This is a genomic window from Mycobacterium genavense ATCC 51234 (assembly GCF_000526915.1).
GTDB classification, from domain to species: domain Bacteria; phylum Actinomycetota; class Actinomycetes; order Mycobacteriales; family Mycobacteriaceae; genus Mycobacterium; species Mycobacterium genavense.
This window is the reverse complement of record NZ_JAGZ01000008.1, coordinates 66197-83050: the sequence shown is the minus strand read 5'-3', so window position 1 is coordinate 83050 and position 16854 is coordinate 66197. Positions and strand designations below refer to the sequence as shown.

General features: G+C 64.7%; 10 protein-coding genes and 9 pseudogenes. 18 read left to right on the top strand and 1 reads right to left on the bottom strand.

What is annotated here, in order from left to right; translation table 11 throughout:
- Positions 1–2: 2 nt before the first annotated feature.
- The 15 genes and pseudogenes from T428_RS29130 (at position 3) to T428_RS0117460 (ending at position 14076) form a co-directional block, all read left to right on the top strand.
- A pseudogene (locus tag T428_RS29130) lies at positions 3–1030 on the top strand (MCE family protein).
- Positions 1027–2333: pseudogene (locus tag T428_RS29125) on the top strand (MCE family protein). Before T428_RS29130 ends, T428_RS29125 begins: the two co-directional pseudogenes overlap by 4 nt.
- A pseudogene (locus tag T428_RS29120) lies at positions 2330–3576 on the top strand (MCE family protein). Before T428_RS29125 ends, T428_RS29120 begins: the two co-directional pseudogenes overlap by 4 nt.
- Positions 3573–4706, top strand: a complete 1134-nt coding sequence (locus T428_RS0117515; RefSeq protein WP_025737492.1) for an MCE family protein — start codon at positions 3573–3575, stop codon at positions 4704–4706. Before T428_RS29120 ends, T428_RS0117515 begins: the two are co-directional and overlap by 4 nt.
- Positions 4707–4710: 4 nt before the next feature.
- A pseudogene (locus T428_RS29115) lies at positions 4711–6149 on the top strand (MCE family protein).
- A 1-nt stretch (position 6150) separates the two neighbouring features.
- Positions 6151–6714 (top strand): hypothetical protein, encoded by a 564-nt coding sequence (locus T428_RS0117505; RefSeq protein ID WP_025737491.1) that lies wholly within the window; start codon positions 6151–6153, stop codon positions 6712–6714.
- Positions 6711–7391: a hypothetical protein gene (locus tag T428_RS34815; protein WP_025737490.1), complete on the top strand. Its 681-nt coding sequence runs from the start codon at positions 6711–6713 to the stop codon at positions 7389–7391. The genes T428_RS0117505 and T428_RS34815 overlap by 4 nt, the downstream gene beginning before the upstream one ends.
- Positions 7388–7744, top strand: coding sequence for a DUF732 domain-containing protein (locus T428_RS0117495; protein WP_025737489.1), 357 nt, complete (start codon positions 7388–7390; stop codon positions 7742–7744). Before T428_RS34815 ends, T428_RS0117495 begins: the two co-directional genes overlap by 4 nt.
- An 86-nt stretch (positions 7745–7830) precedes the next feature.
- Positions 7831–8466: pseudogene (locus T428_RS36150) on the top strand (CAP domain-containing protein).
- Between the two features lie 10 nt (positions 8467–8476).
- Positions 8477–9361, top strand: a pseudogene (locus tag T428_RS29100) (alpha/beta hydrolase-fold protein).
- Positions 9362–9398: 37 nt separating this feature from the next.
- Positions 9399–10486: pseudogene (locus T428_RS33295) on the top strand (S-(hydroxymethyl)mycothiol dehydrogenase).
- Between the two features lie 316 nt (positions 10487–10802).
- A complete protein-coding gene (locus T428_RS33290) occupies positions 10803–11345 on the top strand; it encodes a 2-keto-4-pentenoate hydratase (RefSeq protein ID WP_245604977.1) in 543 nt (180 codons plus the stop codon).
- Positions 11346–11395: 50 nt separating this feature from the next.
- Positions 11396–12294 (top strand): annotated as a pseudogene (locus T428_RS29090) (acetaldehyde dehydrogenase (acetylating)).
- Positions 12291–13321 (top strand): annotated as a pseudogene (dmpG, locus tag T428_RS29085) (4-hydroxy-2-oxovalerate aldolase). The pseudogenes T428_RS29090 and dmpG overlap by 4 nt, the downstream one beginning before the upstream one ends.
- The gene (locus T428_RS0117460; protein ID WP_025737486.1) at positions 13318–14076 is read left to right on the top strand and encodes an SDR family NAD(P)-dependent oxidoreductase; all 759 of its coding nucleotides are present in this window, start codon (positions 13318–13320) and stop codon (positions 14074–14076) included. Before dmpG ends, T428_RS0117460 begins: the two are co-directional and overlap by 4 nt.
- Before the next feature lie 11 nt (positions 14077–14087).
- Here T428_RS0117460 and T428_RS0117455 read toward each other — a convergent pair whose 3' ends face one another.
- Positions 14088–14915 (bottom strand): hypothetical protein, encoded by an 828-nt coding sequence (locus T428_RS0117455; RefSeq protein WP_156942983.1) that lies wholly within the window; start codon positions 14913–14915, stop codon positions 14088–14090.
- Here T428_RS0117455 and T428_RS0117450 point away from each other — a divergent pair.
- The 3 genes from T428_RS0117450 to T428_RS0117440 all read left to right on the top strand — a co-directional run bounded on the left by T428_RS0117450 (position 14899) and on the right by T428_RS0117440 (position 16846).
- On the top strand, positions 14899–15423 hold the full coding sequence (locus tag T428_RS0117450; RefSeq protein WP_025737484.1) for a cytochrome P450: 525 nt from the start codon (positions 14899–14901) through the stop codon (positions 15421–15423). The two genes, T428_RS0117455 and T428_RS0117450, sit on opposite strands and share 17 nt — an antisense overlap.
- 12 nt (positions 15424–15435) lie before the next feature.
- Positions 15436–15882, top strand: coding sequence for a nuclear transport factor 2 family protein (locus T428_RS0117445; protein ID WP_025737483.1), 447 nt, complete (start codon positions 15436–15438; stop codon positions 15880–15882).
- Positions 15883–15952: 70 nt separating this feature from the next.
- Complete coding sequence (locus T428_RS0117440) at positions 15953–16846, top strand: PaaX family transcriptional regulator (protein ID WP_025737482.1); 894 nt, start codon at positions 15953–15955, stop codon at positions 16844–16846.
- Positions 16847–16854: the final 8 nt, after the last annotated feature.

Below are 16854 nucleotides of genomic sequence, written 5' to 3'. Positions count from 1 at the left end.
CCTTGCGGCGTAACCTAACAGGGCTTCTGTTGCACCTCACGGCCTTCGTCGTGGTGTGTGGGATCGGCGCGTTCGCGCTGGTCGCCATCTACGGACAACTGCGATTTGAGAACGAGAGGACCTACAACGCCGTCTTCACCACCGTCAGCGGACTGCAGAACGGGAATTTCGTGCGCATCGCCGGTGTGGAAGTCGGCAAGGTCAAAAACATCCAGATCGCCAACGACGACATGGTGCGGGTGACCTTATCCGCCGACGACTCGGTGGTCCTCACCCAGGGCACCAAGGCGGTGATCCGGTATGCCGACTTGATCGGCGGGCCTTATCTGGCCCTCGAGGAAGGCCCGGGACCAACGGCGAAACTCCCGCCCGGCGGCACCATCAAGGTCGCGAACACCGCGCCGGCACTGGATCTCGATGCGTTGATCGGTGGTTTCCGGCCGCTGTTGCGCGCGCTGGACCCTACTCAGGTCAATACGCTTACCTCCCAACTCATTGCGGCGTTCCAGGGCCAAGGCGCGACGATCGGATCGATCCTTGCGCAAACCGCGTCGCTGACGAACACGCTCGCCGACCGCGACGCGCTGATCGGACAGGTCGTGGTGAACCTCAATACCGTGCTCGGGTCCCTGGCGGACACAGCGACAAGTTCGGCGCCGCGATCGATTCGCTGTCGCAACTGGTGCACGCGCTGGCCGAACGCAAGCAAGACCTCGTCAACAGCGTCGCCTATGGGAACGAGGCCGCGGGCTCGCGCGCCGACCTGCTGTCCCAGGCGCGGGCTCCATTACAGAAAACCGTGCACGGGACCGACCGTACCGCCGGCAACGTAGTAGCGGATCACGACTTCTTTGATGACCTGCTCAAGACGCTGCCCGACGCCTACCGTGTGCTCGGTCGGCAGGCCCTCAACGGCGACTTCTTCAGTTTCTACATGTGCGACCTGATCCTCAAGGTCAACGGCAAGGGAGGTCAGCCGGTCTTCATCAAGGTCGCCGGGCAGGACACGGGCAGGTGCACACCACGATGAAGCCCTTCCGAGACCGCAACCCGGTCATCGTCGGCATCGCGACCATCGTCGTGGTGTCCGCTCTGACGGTGGCCGCGCTGAACTACAACCGGCTCCCCTCGTCCTCCGGCACAACATATTCGGCATATTTCGATGAGGCGGGTGGTCTGACGACAGGTGCTCCGGTGCAAGTGCTCGGGTTCAAGTCCGGTCAGGTCAAATCCATGGGTCTGGACCCTCACGGCGTTTTGGTTTCCTTCACGGTGGCCGACGACGTCCGGCTGGGCGAACAGACCGAGGTGGCGATCAAATCGATCAGCCTGCTCGGTAACAAAGTCCTGGAGGTCACCCCCCGTGGCGACGGTCACCTGAACGGCACCTCCCGCTGCAGCGCACCACCTCCCCGTATCAACTACCCGACGCACTCGGTGATCTGACCGCAACCATCAGCGGGCTCAATACGAATCAACTCTCCGATGCGCTGAAGACCCTGGCGACCACGCTGCACGACACGCCGCCGCAGCTCAAGGTCGCCGTGGAAGGCGTCGCTCGATTCTCTGAGACCCTCAACGAACGCGACGCGCAGCTTCGCAGCCTGTTGTCCAATGCCGCCAACGCGACCACGGTGCTGTCCTCGCGCACCGACGAAGTGGTGCGGCTTATCCGGGACTCCAACGCGGTGCTGGCTGCGCTGCGAGGCCAAAGCGCTGCACTGGACCAGATCTCGCGGCACATCTCCGCGTTGGCTGCGCAGTTGCACGGCTTCATCGCAGACAACCGCGCGACGCTCAAACCCGCGCTGGACAAACTGAACGGTGTCTTGGCCACCATCGACAACCGCAAGGCCGAAGTCCAGAAATCGCTCAAGGGTCTCAACACATACGTGATGTCCTTCGGCGAATCAATCTCGTCCGGACCGTTTTTCAAGGCTTACGTCGTCAACCTGTTGCCCGGACAGTTCATCCAGCCTTTCGTCGACGTCGCGTTTTCTGACCTCGGCCTGGATCCGAATGTGCTGTTGCCCTCGCAGCGGACCGACTCGCAGACCGGTCAGCCGGGAACGCCGGCCCTGCCCGTGCCGTATCCGCGCACCGGCCAGGGCGGCCAGCCGCATCTGACGCTGCCCGATGCCATCACCGGCAAACCGGGAGATCCGCGTTACCCCTACCGCGAGCCGCTCCCGGCGCCGCCTCCGGGCGGGCCCCCACCCGGGCCGCCCGCGCTGCTGCCTGGCCAGCAGACACCTGTACAGCCCACGCCCACAGCGGTATTCGTACCCGCACCCGGCGAGCCCGGCGCACCGACCGCGGGGGTCGCCGGATGAACCGCCCGCGCTGGTTGCGGTCGGCTTTTGCGGCCGCGTTGGTCGTCGTGATCGCCGCGGCCACCTACCTGGTGCTCGGGGCTGCCCGTCAGGTCGGCCGGATCCACGCCGTCGCCTACTTTCCCAACAGCAACGGTGTGTTCGCCGGTGACGATGTACGAATCCGGGGTGTCAAGGTCGGTAGCATCGACGCGATCGAACCCGAATCCGATCGGGTGAAGATCCACTTCTGGGTGGACGACCAGTACAAGGTGCCCGCCGACGCCAAGGCGGTGATTCTGTCTCCCACGCTGGTCACGTCGCGAGCCATCCAGCTGACCCCGCCTTACCGTGGCGGACCAACCCTGGCTGACGGCGCGGTCATCGGCGAGGACCGCACCGCGGTGCCGATGGAGTGGGACGACTTCCGTGGCCAACTCGAGCGCCTGACCCGCCTGCTGCAGCCCACCGAGTCCGGCGGGGTCAGCACACTGGGCTCGCTGGTCAACACCACTGCCGACAATCTACGCGGACAGGGAGCCACGATTCGTGAAGCGCTCGTCAAGCTGTCCAAAGCGTTGTCGGCGTTAGCCGACCACAGCACCGACGCCTACGGTTCGGTCAAGAATCTGGCCACCCTGGTGTCGGCGCTGCAGGGCAGCACGACTCTGATTCGCCAACTCAACGAGAACCTCGCCGCGGTCACCGGAGTGCTGGCAATGATCCCAACGAGATCGCAAGCGCCATCGAGGATCTCAACGACGTGGTGGCCGAAGTCAAGACGTTCGTCGCCGACAACCGCGACATGTTGGGCACCACTACCGAAAAGTTGGCCGCGGTGTCCCAGACCCTGGTCGACGGCCTCGGTGACATCAAGCAGCTGCTGCACATGCTGCCGACCACCGCGAGCAACGCCGTCAACCTCTATCAACCCGCGCAGGGCACGCTCAGCGGTGCGCTGGCGGTCAACAACTTCGCAGACCCCATCAACTTCCTGTGCGGAGCAATCCAGGCCGCTTCCAGATTGGGCGCCGAGCAGTCGGCCAAGCTGTGCGTGCAGTATCTGGCCCCCATCGTCAAGAACCGTCAGGTCAACTTCCTTCCGCTCGGTGTCAATCCGTTCGTGGGCGCTGCCGCGCGGCCCAACGAGATCACCTACAGCGAAGACTGGATGCGCCCGGATTACGTGCCGCCCGTGCAGCAGGCTGATCCGGCGGCCGGATTGCAGGGCATGATGATGCCCGGCGAAGGCGGCCGGCAATGAGAACCCCTATCCGCTGTCGCGTCGTGGTCATCCTCGTCGGGTTGGCTGCCGCCCTGTCCGGGTGCGGCTGGCGGGGGTTGAACTCGCTGCCGTTGCCCGGCACGGAGGGTCGCGGGGCGGGATCGTTCACCATCGTGGCCCAGATGCCCGACGTGGATACGATCCAGCCAAACTCGCGGGTGCGGGTCGGCGACGTCACCGTGGGCACCGTCACCAGGATCGAGCGTCAGGATTGGCACGCGCTGGTGACCATGAGTCTCAACCATGATGTGAAGCTGCCCGCGAATACGACTGCCACCCATGGGCAGACCAGCCTGCTGGGATCGCTGCACATCGAGTTGGCGGTACCCACCGACGAACCGCCACGCGGTCAGTTGCACCAGGGATCGCTGATTCCGTTGTCGGCCAGCAAGGCGTACCCGTCCACCGAGCAGACACTGGCGTCCGCCGGGCTGCTGCTGAACGGAGGCGGGCTGGGCCAGGTCCAGGACGTCACCGTCGCGTTGACCACCGCCTTCGGCGGCCGCGAAGATGCGCTGCGCACGCTGCTGGCGCAACTGGACACCTTCATCGGCCGGGTCAATGCGCAAACCCACGACATCATTGCCGCGACAGACAGTCTCAACGCGCTGCTCACTAAGTTCGCGGCACAGAAGCCCGTCATCGACCGCGGACTGGACACGATTCCCGACGCGTTGGCGACATCGAACAGCGAACGCGACACCCTGATCGACGCCGTCGATCAGCTGGGCAAATTCAGCGCACTCGCCGCTGATTCGGTGCGGCAGACCAAAGCCGCGATCGTGGCCGAGCTCAAAGACCTTGGCCCGGTGCTGGAATCGCTGGGCAACGCCGGACGCTCTCTGACCCGGTCGCTGAACCTGTTCACCACCTACCCGTTCGCGAAGGACACGTTGACCAAGTGGTTCCGCGGTGATTACGCGAACGTGACGTTGGTCGTCGACTTGACCCTGAGCCGGCTTGACACTTCGTTTTTCACCAGGACGCGCTGGGAAGGCAACCTCACCAAACTCGAGATGCAGTGGGGTCGCACCGTCGGGGTGCTTCCCAGCCCCTACACCGCGGGCAATCCCCTGCTGGCGCCCTACCGATTCGATCAGGGGCCCTGACATGATGCACTTGACATTGCGCGTCCGATTGCAGTTGGCCGTGTTCGCGGTGATCGCCCTCGTCGCGGGCGGCATCATGATGTTCCGGTATCTCGATCTGGGAAACCAGTTCTTCGGTATCGGTCACTACCGAGTGACCGTTGACTTACCCACGGCCGCTGGCCTTTACCCCAACGCGAACGTCACCTACCGCGGCACCGAAGTCGGGCGCGTCGAGGACGTCGGCCTGACCCCGACCGGCGTGGCGGCAGTGCTCTCGCTGAGGTCGGGCATGCGCATCCCCGCGGACTTACAAGCCCAGGTGCACAGTCAAACCGCCGTCGGCGAGCAATTCATCGAGTTCGTTCCCCGAAGCGGCGACAGTCCCGCGCTCAGGGACGGTGACGTGATTCCGGTGGGGCGCACCAGCATACCGCCCGACATCAACTCGCTGCTGAGTGCCACCAACGCCGGACTGTCGGCCATCCCGCACGACAACCTGAGAACGGCGATCGACGAGTCCTACACGGCCGTCGGCGGTTTGGGCCCCGAGCTGGCGCGCCTGGTGAAAGGTACCACCACCCTGGCGGCCGATGCGCGCACCAATCTGGCCGCGTTGACCACCCTGATCGACCAGTCCAAACCGATCCTGGATACCCAGGTCGACACCTCGGACGCGATCCGGGCGTGGGCTGCGAACGTCGCGCAAATCACGGGCGAACTTGCGGCCCAGGACAGTTCGATGCGCGGCTTGCTGAACACCGGTCCGGACGCCGTCGATGAAGCTCGCCGGCTGTTGGACCGGCTGAAGCGGACGTTGCCGATCCTGGCGGCGAACCTGGCCAGCGTCGGGCAGGTGGCGCTCACCTATCAACCGAGCATCGAGCAGTTGTTGGTGCTCATGCCGCCACTGGTCGAGATGCTGCAGGGCTCGACACTGGCCGACCGGGACACCAAGCAGGCCTACAAGGGCACCTACCTGTTGTTCAACCTAAACGTGAATCTTCCGCCGCCGTGTACCACCGGATTTCTGCCGCCCAACCAAGTGCGCTCGCCGAGCGAGGTGGACTACCCGGACCGACTGCCCGGTGACATGTACTGCCGAGTGCCACAGGATTCGTTGCTCAACGTCCGGGGTGCGCACAACCTGCCGTGTCTGACCAGGCCGGGCAAGCGGGCGCCGACGGTCCAGATGTGTGAAAGCAACGACAATTACGTTCCGCTGAACGACGGATACAACTGGAAGGGCGACCCGAACGCGACGCTGTCGGGCAGGGCGTTCCGCAGCTGCCGCCGAGTGCTGCCGCGCAGGCACCTCCGCCGATCGCCGCGGCCATCTATGACCCCGCCACCGGAACCTACACGGGCCCCGACGGGCGCCAGCACACCCAGGCCGATCTGGCCGCCAACGTTCCGGTCCAGCACAGCTGGCAGGACATGTTGATTCCCCAGACAGGACGCTGAAATGACAACCGACATCCAGCAAGCCGGGGTCGATGACACCGACGTCATCGACGACGCGCCGAAACCACAGCCGCGCAGACGAATACCGTTACGCCGGCAGTCGCTGTTCGTCGGGCTCATCATGATCATGATCGTCACCGGCGTCGCCGGGTGGCTCGGATGGAGGGCCTACCATTCCGAGCGGGTCAGCCAGCAACGCGCGATGTTCTTGGCCGCGGGTCGGCAGGGTGCCCTGAACCTCACCTCCATCGACTGGCGGCAAGCCGACGCCGACGTGCAGCGCGTCCTCGGCTCGGCCATCGGCGCCTTCCACGACGACTTCGCCAACCGATCCAAGCCGCTGATCGACGTGGTCAAGCAGGTGCAGTCGACATCCCAGGGAACAATCACCGCGGCCGGGCTGGAGTCGGCCACAGACACCGAGGCCCAAGTGCTGGTCTCGGTCAGTGTTCGGATCTCCAATGCTGTTGTGGCCGAACAAAAGACGCGACTGTGGCGGATGCGGATCTCGGTGCAGAAAGTCGGGCAGGAGGTAAAGGTGTCCAACGTGGAGTTCGTACCGTGACCGCGAATGAGAATCTCGCGGCAGTAGACCACGAGGGCGGTGCCCGGCGCGGCTTGCGATCCCTGCTGACCGCCTTGGGCAGGCTCAGGGTTCGACCACGCACTCAACGTGCCGGTGCCCAGGCCGATACGCCGAAGCAGAATGAAAAAACTGAGCTGTCGGACAACGACTTCGACGAAACCGGGCGCGATCATCCCGATCGCAGGGTTTTTGCCGTCGGGGACGGGACCTTCGTACTAGTGGCGGTGCTGTCGGGGGTGGCGGTCTACGTGAAATATCTCGACGCCAGGGCGGCGGCGGCGAGTCGAGCGGCGGTCGAATCGGTTCAGGCAGCCAAGGACAGCACCGTCGCGATGTTGTCCTACACCCCCGACAGCGTCGAACAGAAACTCACGGCCGCCAGCGACCGACTCACCGGAACGTTCCACGACTCCTACACCTCGTTGATTCACGACGTCGTGATTCCCGGTGCGAGAGAAAAGAAGATCTCCGTTGCCGCCACGGTGGCCGCCGCGGTGTCGGAGTCGGCCAGTGCCAACCACGCGGTGGTGGTGCTGTTCGTCGACCAGGCCATCGTGATCGGCACCGATGCCCCGACCCAAACCGCGTCGGTGGTCGAAGTCACTCTCGACAAACTTGGGAACCGTTGGCTGGTAGCAGGATTCGAGCCGAAATGAGCTTCGTGACCAGCGCTGTCGGGGGTCTGGCCGCGTCCGTGCTGGCAACCATGCTGGTGCCGGCGGTCACTGTGAACGCCGACGCGACGGCGTATCTGGTCAACGTGGCGGTCTGGCCCGGTTACCGCTTCACCAGCGCTGCGGATGCACTCGGCTACGGGCACCGCATCTGCGACAAGATCGCGTCGGGGCGTGCATATAGCCGGCTGACCGGTGACGTCAAGGCCGATCTGGGCACCTCCGATGACTATCAGGCGTCTTATCTGATCGCCCAGGCGACCAATGAGCTGTGCCCGGCCTTGATCTGGCAACTGCGCAATTCCGCCGGCGGCTACCGCCCCACCACGACCTAGTCCCGACGCGCAAATTCCTTGGAGCAGTGATGAACAGAGTCACCGACATGGGCCGGCCGAGGCACCGGCGACGGCTGGTCGCGGCGATGTCGGCGCCGCTGATGGTTCGCGACCCTGTTGGTCTGCCGCAGGCGCACGCCGACAACAGCCGCTTGAACGCCAGTGTGGTCTCGAATGTGTAGACGATTCACCGACACGCCGGCTGCACTGAGGACCTACGCGTCAGCCCACCCCTTCGGCTGGCCGCGCAATGGCACACCGACGACCTGCTTGCCAACTACTCACTCGACGGTGACCCCGGCTCGGACGGATCTTCGGTGGCCGACCGCGCCGCGACTGCCGGGTATCACGGCACGGTGGCCGAAACCGTTGCCATCAACCCAGCGTTGGTCATCAGCGGCATCGAGCTGATCAACCAGTGGTACTACAACCCGTCCTACCTGGCCATCATGCAGAACTGCAGCTATACCCAGATCGGAGTCTGGTCGGGCAGCCGCCCGGATCGCACGGTGGTAGTGGCCGTGTACGGACGTCCGATATGAACGGTTCAATCGAAGGGATTGTGCCCCAGCAGCTTTCGCCTACAAGTTGAATCGATAGGAGACAAGATTAATGGATCCCAGTCTCGATTACGACGTCAGCGACGAATTAGAGTGCGGCATCGATTGTTTGCGTGGATCCTACGAGGGGTGTATCCACCGCCGGCCTACCCGCAGGTGTAGGAGGATCTCAATTAAGGTCGGAACCACGCTGCTGCGCGCCACCATGGCGGCGGCATCGACGCTGTGTTTGTTGACCGCGGCGTATGCGCGCGCCGGCACGGTCGACTACCTGATGGTCCCCTCGGCGGCGATGGGGCGTGACATCCCGGTCGCTTTCATGGCCGAGGGACCGCACGCGGTGTATCTGTTGGACGCATTTGACGCCGGTGATGCGGTGAGCACCTGGGTGAGTGCCGGCGACTCGATGAACACGCTTGCGGGAAAAGGCATCTCGGTAGTAGCCCCGGCCGGCGGCGCCTACATCCTCTATACCGACTGGGAGCAGGATCCCAGCCGGCAGTGAGATACTTTTCTGTCCGCCGAGCTGCCGGCCTGGTTGGCCGCCAACAGGGGCCTGGCCACGGGTGGGCACGGGGTGGTCGGGGCCGCCCAGGGCGGCACCGGCGCGCTGATGCTGGCGGAGTTCCACCCCGATCGTTTCAGCTATGCGGGCTCGATGTCGGGCTTCCTGACCCCGTCCAACACCATCCTGAACGGGGCGATCAGTGCGGGAATGATGAGGTTCGGCGGCGCCGACATCCGCAACATGTGGGGACTACCCCAGTTGGGGCACTGGAAATGGCACGACCCGGACGTGCACGTACAGGCGTTGATAGACAACAACACCCGGCTGTGGGTTTACAGTCCGCAAACCCTGACCGCCAGTGACGAGGTTGCGATGATCGGCTACCCCGAGCAGGCTCAGGGCAGCAGCCGCGTCTTCTACGCCCACTACGTTGCGGCGGGCGGCCGCAACGGGCACTTCGATTTCCCGGTCACCGGTGACCACGGCTGGTCCTCCTGGGCACCACAACTGCGGGCCATGTCGGCGGACCTGGCCGCCCGGATCAAGTAGCGCGACCGAAAAGCGACAACACACAAGGAGAATCGATTTGACCCAGATGGTGCGCGGAGTGGTGTCGAAGAAAAGGGGCGAGCCCGTCCAGCTGGTCGACGTGCTCGTCCCCGATCCCGGCCCGGGCGAAGTAATCGTGGCAATCAGCGGGTGCGGGGTCTGTCACACCGATCTGACGTATCGCGACGGCGGGATCAGCGATGCCTACCCGTTCCTGCTTGGCCACGAGGCGGCCGGCGTCGTGGAGACGGTGGGCACCGGTGTCACAGCCGTCGAACCCGGCGACTTCGTAGTACTCAACTGGCGTGCCGTCTGTGGACAATGCCGCGCCTGCCGGCGGGGTCGCCCACAGTACTGCTTCGACACCCACAACGCCGCACAGGCGATGACGCTGACGTACGGCACCGAGCTCACACCCGCGCTGGGTATCGGTGCCCTCATCGACAAAACGTTTGTGCACCAAGGACAGTGCACCAAAGTCGACCCGGCGGCGGACCCCGCGGTGGTTGCGCTGCTGGGGTGCGGAGTAATGGCCGGCCTCGGCGCGAGCATCAACACCGGCGCGGTGAACCGCGACGACACCGTCGCGGTGATCGGCTGCGGCGGAGTGGGCGACGCCGCTATCGCGGGCGCCCGGCTCGTCGGCGCGCGCAAGATCATCGCCGTCGACACCGATGACACCAAACTGGACTGGGCCACAGACTTCGGTGCAACCCATACCGTCAACGCGCGTCGTAGCAACGTCGTCGAGGCGATCCAAGACCTGACCGACGGTTTCGGCGCCGACGTGGTGATCGACGCGGTCGGACGCCCCGAGACCTGGACGCAGGCGTTCTATGGTCGGGACCTCGGTGGAACCGTTGTGCTGGTGGGTGTTCCGACCCCGGACGTACGCATTGACCTGCCATTGGTGGATTTCTTCTCCCGCGGCGGAGTGCTGAAATCGTCGTGGTACGGCGATTGCTTGCCGGAGCGGGACTTTCCCACCATGGTCATGCTGTACCTGCAGGGCAGGCTCCCGCTGGATAGGTTCGTCTCCGAGCGCTCGGACTCGAAGACATCGAGAACGCGTTCGCCAAGATGCACAGCGGCCGGGTGTTGCGCTCGGTGGTGGTGCTCAAGTGAGCGTTTCGCGTTGCCGCACCCACGACGTCAGCCAACTGCCGTGGTGACGGCGCACGACAAGTTTGCCGACACCGCCATCCGCGATGTCGTCGACAAGCTGGAGTCGGCCGCGCTGACGCGGCAGCCGATCGCTCCGGTACGCGGGTTGCTCGGTGCGGACAACATCGACGCCGCCTACGCCGTGCAGGGGCAGCTTATCGATCGGCGCGTCGCCGAGGGTGCGGTGATCGTCGGACGCAAGATCGGGCTGACGTCGCCGGCTGTCCAGCGGCAACTCGGAGTCGACCAACCGGATTTCGGGGTGCTGCTGGCCGATATGGAGGTCTGTGCCGCGGCATCGGTTCCGTCACAGCGGCTGCTGCAACCCAAGGTCGAGGCCGAGATCGCATTCGTACTGCGGGCCGATCTCGTCGGCGGCTTCGACGACACCGCGCACATTTGTGCTGCGGTCGACTACGCGACCGCAGCCTTGGAGATCGTCGACAGCCGCATCGGCAACTGGGACATCGCCATTGCCGACACCGTCGCCGACAATGCATCGGCGGGCTTGTTCATGCTGGGCAGCCGACGCCTGACTCTCGATGAGTTCGAGTCGCGCGCGGCGACGATGCGGACGTACGTCGACGATCAACTGGTATCACACGGTGATGGATCGGCCTGCCTGGGCGACCCGCTCAACGCTCTCGCCTGGCTGGCCCGCGCCGCGGCACGTTACGGCGAGCCGCTGCGGGCCGGCCAGATTGTGCTGTCGGGCGCGCTGGGCCCAATGGTCGCCGCGCCGCCAGGTACCCGCATTCACGCCGAAATCGCGCCACTGGGGCCGATTTCCGCCCATTTATCAATTCTGGAGGAGACGTGAACAAGACAAGAGTCGCCATTATCGGATCGGGCAACATCGGCACGGATCTGATGATCAAGATCTTGCGGACATCCAAGCACCTTGAAATGGCCGCGCTGGTCGGAATCGATCCCGCTTCCGATGGTCTGGCCCGAGCGGCGCGGGTGGGCATTGCGACCACCGACGACGGCGTGGCCGGGCTCGTCGAGTTGCCCGGATTCGAAGACATCGGCATCGTGTGCGACGCAACCTCCGCCCGGGCTCACCTCGCCAATGCCAGCGCACTCGCGTCGTACGGCAAGACGCTTATCGATCTGACGCCCGCGGCGATCGGCCCGATGGTGGTCCCACCGGTCAACCTGCACGCCTGCTTGGATGCCGGGGCCACCAACGTCAACATGGTGACGTGCGGAGGCCAGGCCACTATCCCGATCGTCGCCGCGGTCTCCGCGGTGCACTACGCCGAAATTGTGGCCTCGATCGCCTCGAAGTCGGCGGGTCCCGGAACACGGGCCAACATCGATGAATTCACCGAAACCACCGCACAGGCCGTCGAATCGGTCGGGGGAGCGGCGCGGGGCAAGGCCATCATCATCCTCAACCCCGCCGAGCCGCCGTTGATCATGCGTGACACCGTCTTCTGCCCGATCGGTGACGCCGACCATGACGCGATCGCGGCCTCCATCGGCACGATGGTCGACCGGGTCCGCGGCTATGTACCCGGCTATCGACTCAAACAGCAGGTCCAGTTCACCCGGTCGCACCGGATGAACCCGTCCATACTCTGGTGCCTGACGGTGCGGGCCCGGTACGTACCAGGGTGTCGGTCTTTCTGGAAGTGGAAGGCGCCGCCCACTATTTGCCGTCGTACGCCGGCAACCTCGACATCATGACCTCCGCCGCGTTGCGGGTCGCCGAATCGATCGCACAGCGGCAATTGGACGCTCAGTTCGCTGAGGCCCGGAAATGAACTCCGCGTTGTACATTCAAGACGTCACCCTGCGCGACGGCATGCACGCCATCCGCCACCGGATCGACCCGAAGGACGTCGCACGCATCGCGGCGGCCCTCGATGCGGCGGGCGTGGACGCTATCGAAGTCGCGCACGGTGACGGCCTGGCCGGTGGATCGCTGAACTACGGTCCGGGCAGCCACACCGACTGGCAGTGGATCGAGGCCGCCGCCGCGATCGTCGAAAACGCGGTGTTGACAACGTTGCTGCTGCCCGGCATCGGCACCATCGCCGAGCTCAAACACGCGCACTCGCTGCGAGTCCGGTCGGTGCGTATTGCCACGCACTGCACCGAAGCCGACATTGCCGCCCAACACATCTCGACCGCCAGGGAACTGGGGATGGATGTGTCTGGCTTTCTGATGATGAGCCACATGGCCCACCCGGCGCAATTAGCCGCCCGGGCTAAGGTGATGGAATGGCATGGAGCGCAATGCGTTTACGTCACCGACTCCGGCGGGCGGCTGACGATGGACGGAATGCGGGCGCGCGTCCGTGCCTACCGCGACGTGTTGAAACCCGAGACTCAGATCGGCGTGCACGCCCATGAGAACCTGTCGCTGTCGGTTGCCAACAGCGTGGTGGCCGTCGAAGAAGGCGCGGTCCGGGTGGATGCTTCGCTGGCCGGACAGGGCGCCGGGGCCGGCAACACTCCCATCGAGGCGTTTGTGGCGGTCGCCGATCTGCATGGCTGGTCGCACGGCTGCAAACTGCTCGAGTTGCAAGATGCCGCCGACGATTTGGTGCGCCCGCTGCGCGACCGGCCCGTTCAAGTCGACGCGAGACCCTGACCCTCGGCTACGCCGGGGTGTATTCGTCTTTTCTGCGTCACGCACAAACCGCCTCGCGCACTTATGGAGTCGACACCCGCGCGTTGCTGCTCGAAGTGGGCCGGCGACGTTTGGTGGGCGGTCAGGAAGACATGATCGTCGACATCGCGCTGGATCTGGCCGGCTCGGATCTGATTATGCAGGGGCATCGATGATTTCACCGTTCGATCTGTCCGGACGGTCGGCGCTGATGACCGGGGCGGCGGGTGGCATCGGGGCGGCGGTCGCCCGGGCGCTGGCCGCTGCGGGTGCCGCGGTGCTGGTGACCGACGTCGACAATGTCGCCGCCAGGGCGGTCGCCGAGCGCATCACCCAGCTGGGCGGTACTGCGGACAGCGCCCCGCTTGACGTGACCCAGCGTGCATCGGCCGACGGGGTCGTCGCCAAAGCCGCCGAAATGACAGGCGGCAGGCTGCACATCTTGGTGAACAACGCCGGTATCACCGCGCCGGCAATGTTCGCAGACACTTCCGAGGACAGCTTCCGACGATTGGTCGACATTCACGTGCTGGGCGCATTCCATTGCGCCCAGGCCGCGCTACCCTTCCTGCCCACCGACGGCACCGGCCGCATCATCAATGTCACCTCTGCGGCGGGTATCACGGGCACGCTCGGCCAAGTCAACTATTCCACCGCCAAGGCCGGAATCATCGGGCTCACCAAGTCTCTTGCGCGCGAGTTGGCACGCAAGCAGATCTTGGTCGATGCCCTGGCGCCCCTTGTGGCCACACCGATGACCGAGACGATCCGGACCAACGAAAAGTTCTCGGCCACCATGATGGCGCGAATCCCGCTGCGCCGCTGGGCCCAACCAGATGAGATCGCCGGAGCCTTCGTGTTCCTGGCGTCCGATGCCGCCTCCTACATCACCGGGCAGGTGCTGCCGGTCGACGGTGGCATGGTGATGTGACTGCCACGGCACTACACCGCGGCGAGGGCTCCGACCGGTTCCGCGTCCGATGCGAGAGTCGGCTTTTTCGTGCGAACGCCCGCGTCCACGTCATCGAAAATCAGTACAGGCTCGGTAATTTGACGGATGTGTTGGTGACTCATTCCAGCCACGGTGTCCATATGGAGATGGAACGTCACTCGGCTGCAGATTACGACCACCACGACGACACCTTGAAAGGTGAGGCGCTCTACGACGTCTACGTGGCGATGAGACAAGAATGCCTCGTGAATTTCAGTGACCTGTACGGCGGCTTCTACACACTCACCGGGTACGACGATGTCCGGGCCGTCGCCCAGAACCACGAGACGTTTTTGTCTGCGCACGGGATCCTCGTGCCCGAACTGGATCGGCCCCCGTTTCGGGCATTGGAGTTCGACCCGCCGGTGCACGGCGACAACCGCAAGGTCATGGTGCCCCTCCTGACGCCCGGCGAAGTTTCGAAAGCGGAAGGGATGATCCGACGAAACGCAATCGAGCTGCTCGATGCGGTCAGCAGTCGCGGCGAGTGCGAGATCATCGAGGACTTCTCGGAGCCCTTCGCGGTCGGCGTCATCGCCGAGGTTCTCGGAATCACCGATGTCGCCAAACAACGGGTGCGGGAGCTGACGACGGACTGGGTCCGCAACGCTGACACCCCGGCGGGTGATGCCGCAATGGGCGCCTACGTCGCGATGATGATCGCCGAGGTTCAGGATCGCAGGGAGAATCCGCGCGAGGACGCGCTGACGTCGATGACCCGGGTGAAGATCCGGGGCGAGCTGCTGGGATCCGGTACTCGCGATGTACGTGGTGACCATGACGCTGGGCGGGCACCACTCGCTGGTTTCCGCGCTGGCGAGCATGGCATACATTCTCGGATCCGATTCCACCCGTCGGGACCTGCTGATCGAGCAACCGGAGCTGATTCCCAATGCGGTGGAGGAGACGCTACGCATCTACTCGCCGCTTCATGCGATCGGACGCAAGACGACTTGTCCGGCTCGGGTGCACGGCGTGGAATTGCCGGCCGACGCGCGGGTGATGATGAATTTCGGCGCGGCCAACCGGGATCCCGCGGTGTTCGAGTCGCCGGACGAATTTCGCGTCGAGCGGCCGAACGCCAACCGTCACCTCGCTTTCGGTGACGGCATCCACAAGTGCTTCGGTATGCACCTGGCAAGGGCTGAGATGTGGATCGCGACAGAAGAAATGCTTCGGTGCCTGCCCGGCCTGCGTCTTGCCGGGGACGTCGAATTCAGCGGCTTGCAGGGCGGCTTCTTGTTCAGCCCGACCGCGGTCCACGTCGCGTTCACCCCCTCGAATTAAAGGAATCTCATCGTGTCTGTTGCCGAAGATCGGATCGCGATCCGCGATCTCACCGTCCGGTACTCACGCGCCGTCGACGACCGCGATCTAGACGCCTTCGCCGATACCTTCGTACCCGAAGGAACCATGGAACTGGTTGGGCTGCCCCAACTGTCGGGTCGTCAGGAGCTGATGGCGGCGGCCGAGGGACTCGGTTACGGAACCGTGCACATGACGCTGGACGCCGTCGTCGACGTCACCGGTGACCGCGCGACGCAGGTCGCCACCCTGCTGTTGGCCAAGCGCCAGCAGGTCAAGAGCACTTGGGAACTGGTGACGACGGGTCGGTATACCGACGAGTTCATCCGTACCGCGGCGGGATGGCGGTTCCGCCACCGCAGGGTCGACATCGACCTTGACATCGACACGGTCTACATCACGTTGACGGGAAGCCCCGCGCCACGCCCGCCCACAGGCTGAGTGCCGGCTGGCGTGCGAAAGCGTGACTGCCGTCAACCAAACGCGATGCGAACCCAGGTAGGGTGCTCGCATGGCCTCAGCGGTTCAATCGGCTCGCAGCGGTGGTCGCGATGCTCGCCTGGCTCAGCAGATCCTGACGATCTTCGGCCTGTACGCGCGCGCCGAGGGTAACTGGCTGTCCGTTGCGTCGGTGGTCGACCTCATGGCTGACCTCGGGGACGAAGGGCCGGCCGTCCGCTCGGCGATCTCGCGTCTCAAGCGCCGTGGGGTTCTCATCAGCGAGCGTCATGCGGACACCGCGGGCTATGCGGTGTCCGCATCGACGCTGGAGGTGCTCGCCGAGGGCGATGTGCGGATCTTCGAGCGCCGCAGAGCAACCGTCGACGACGGCTGGGTGGTGGTGGTGTTCTCCGTACCCGAATCCGAACGCGACAAGCGGCATGCCCTTCGGTCGAGCCTCACCCGCCTCGGATTCGGCACCGTGGCACCCGGTGTGTGGCTGGCGCCGGGAAACCTTGCCGACGAAACGCGCCACGCGCTGCAACGTCGGGAGTTGTTCGAGTACGTCGATATTTTCTGCGGCCAGTATTTCGCATTCAGCGATCTTCGATCCAAGGTCGAACTTTGGTGGAACCTGGACGAACTCACCGAGTTGTATGTGCAGTTCCTGCACCGCTACCGCGCGGCCCTGTATCGGTCGTCGGCCGAGGGCTTCACCGCGGAGGAAGCGTTTACCACCTACGTGCAGATGCTGACCCAATGGCGTCAGCTGCCATACCGCGACCCGGGCTTACCACTCTCGTTGTTGCCGCCGGCATGGAACGGCGAGGCGGCCGGCGAGTTGTTCGGCGAGTTGAACACGATACTGCGGCCGTTGGCGCAACGGCACGCGCTGGCCGTCATCCACGGCAAGCGCACCAGATCAGTTGCGCCACAGCCTCGCCGAGGTACATCGTCCGGCTGAGTCGAGCG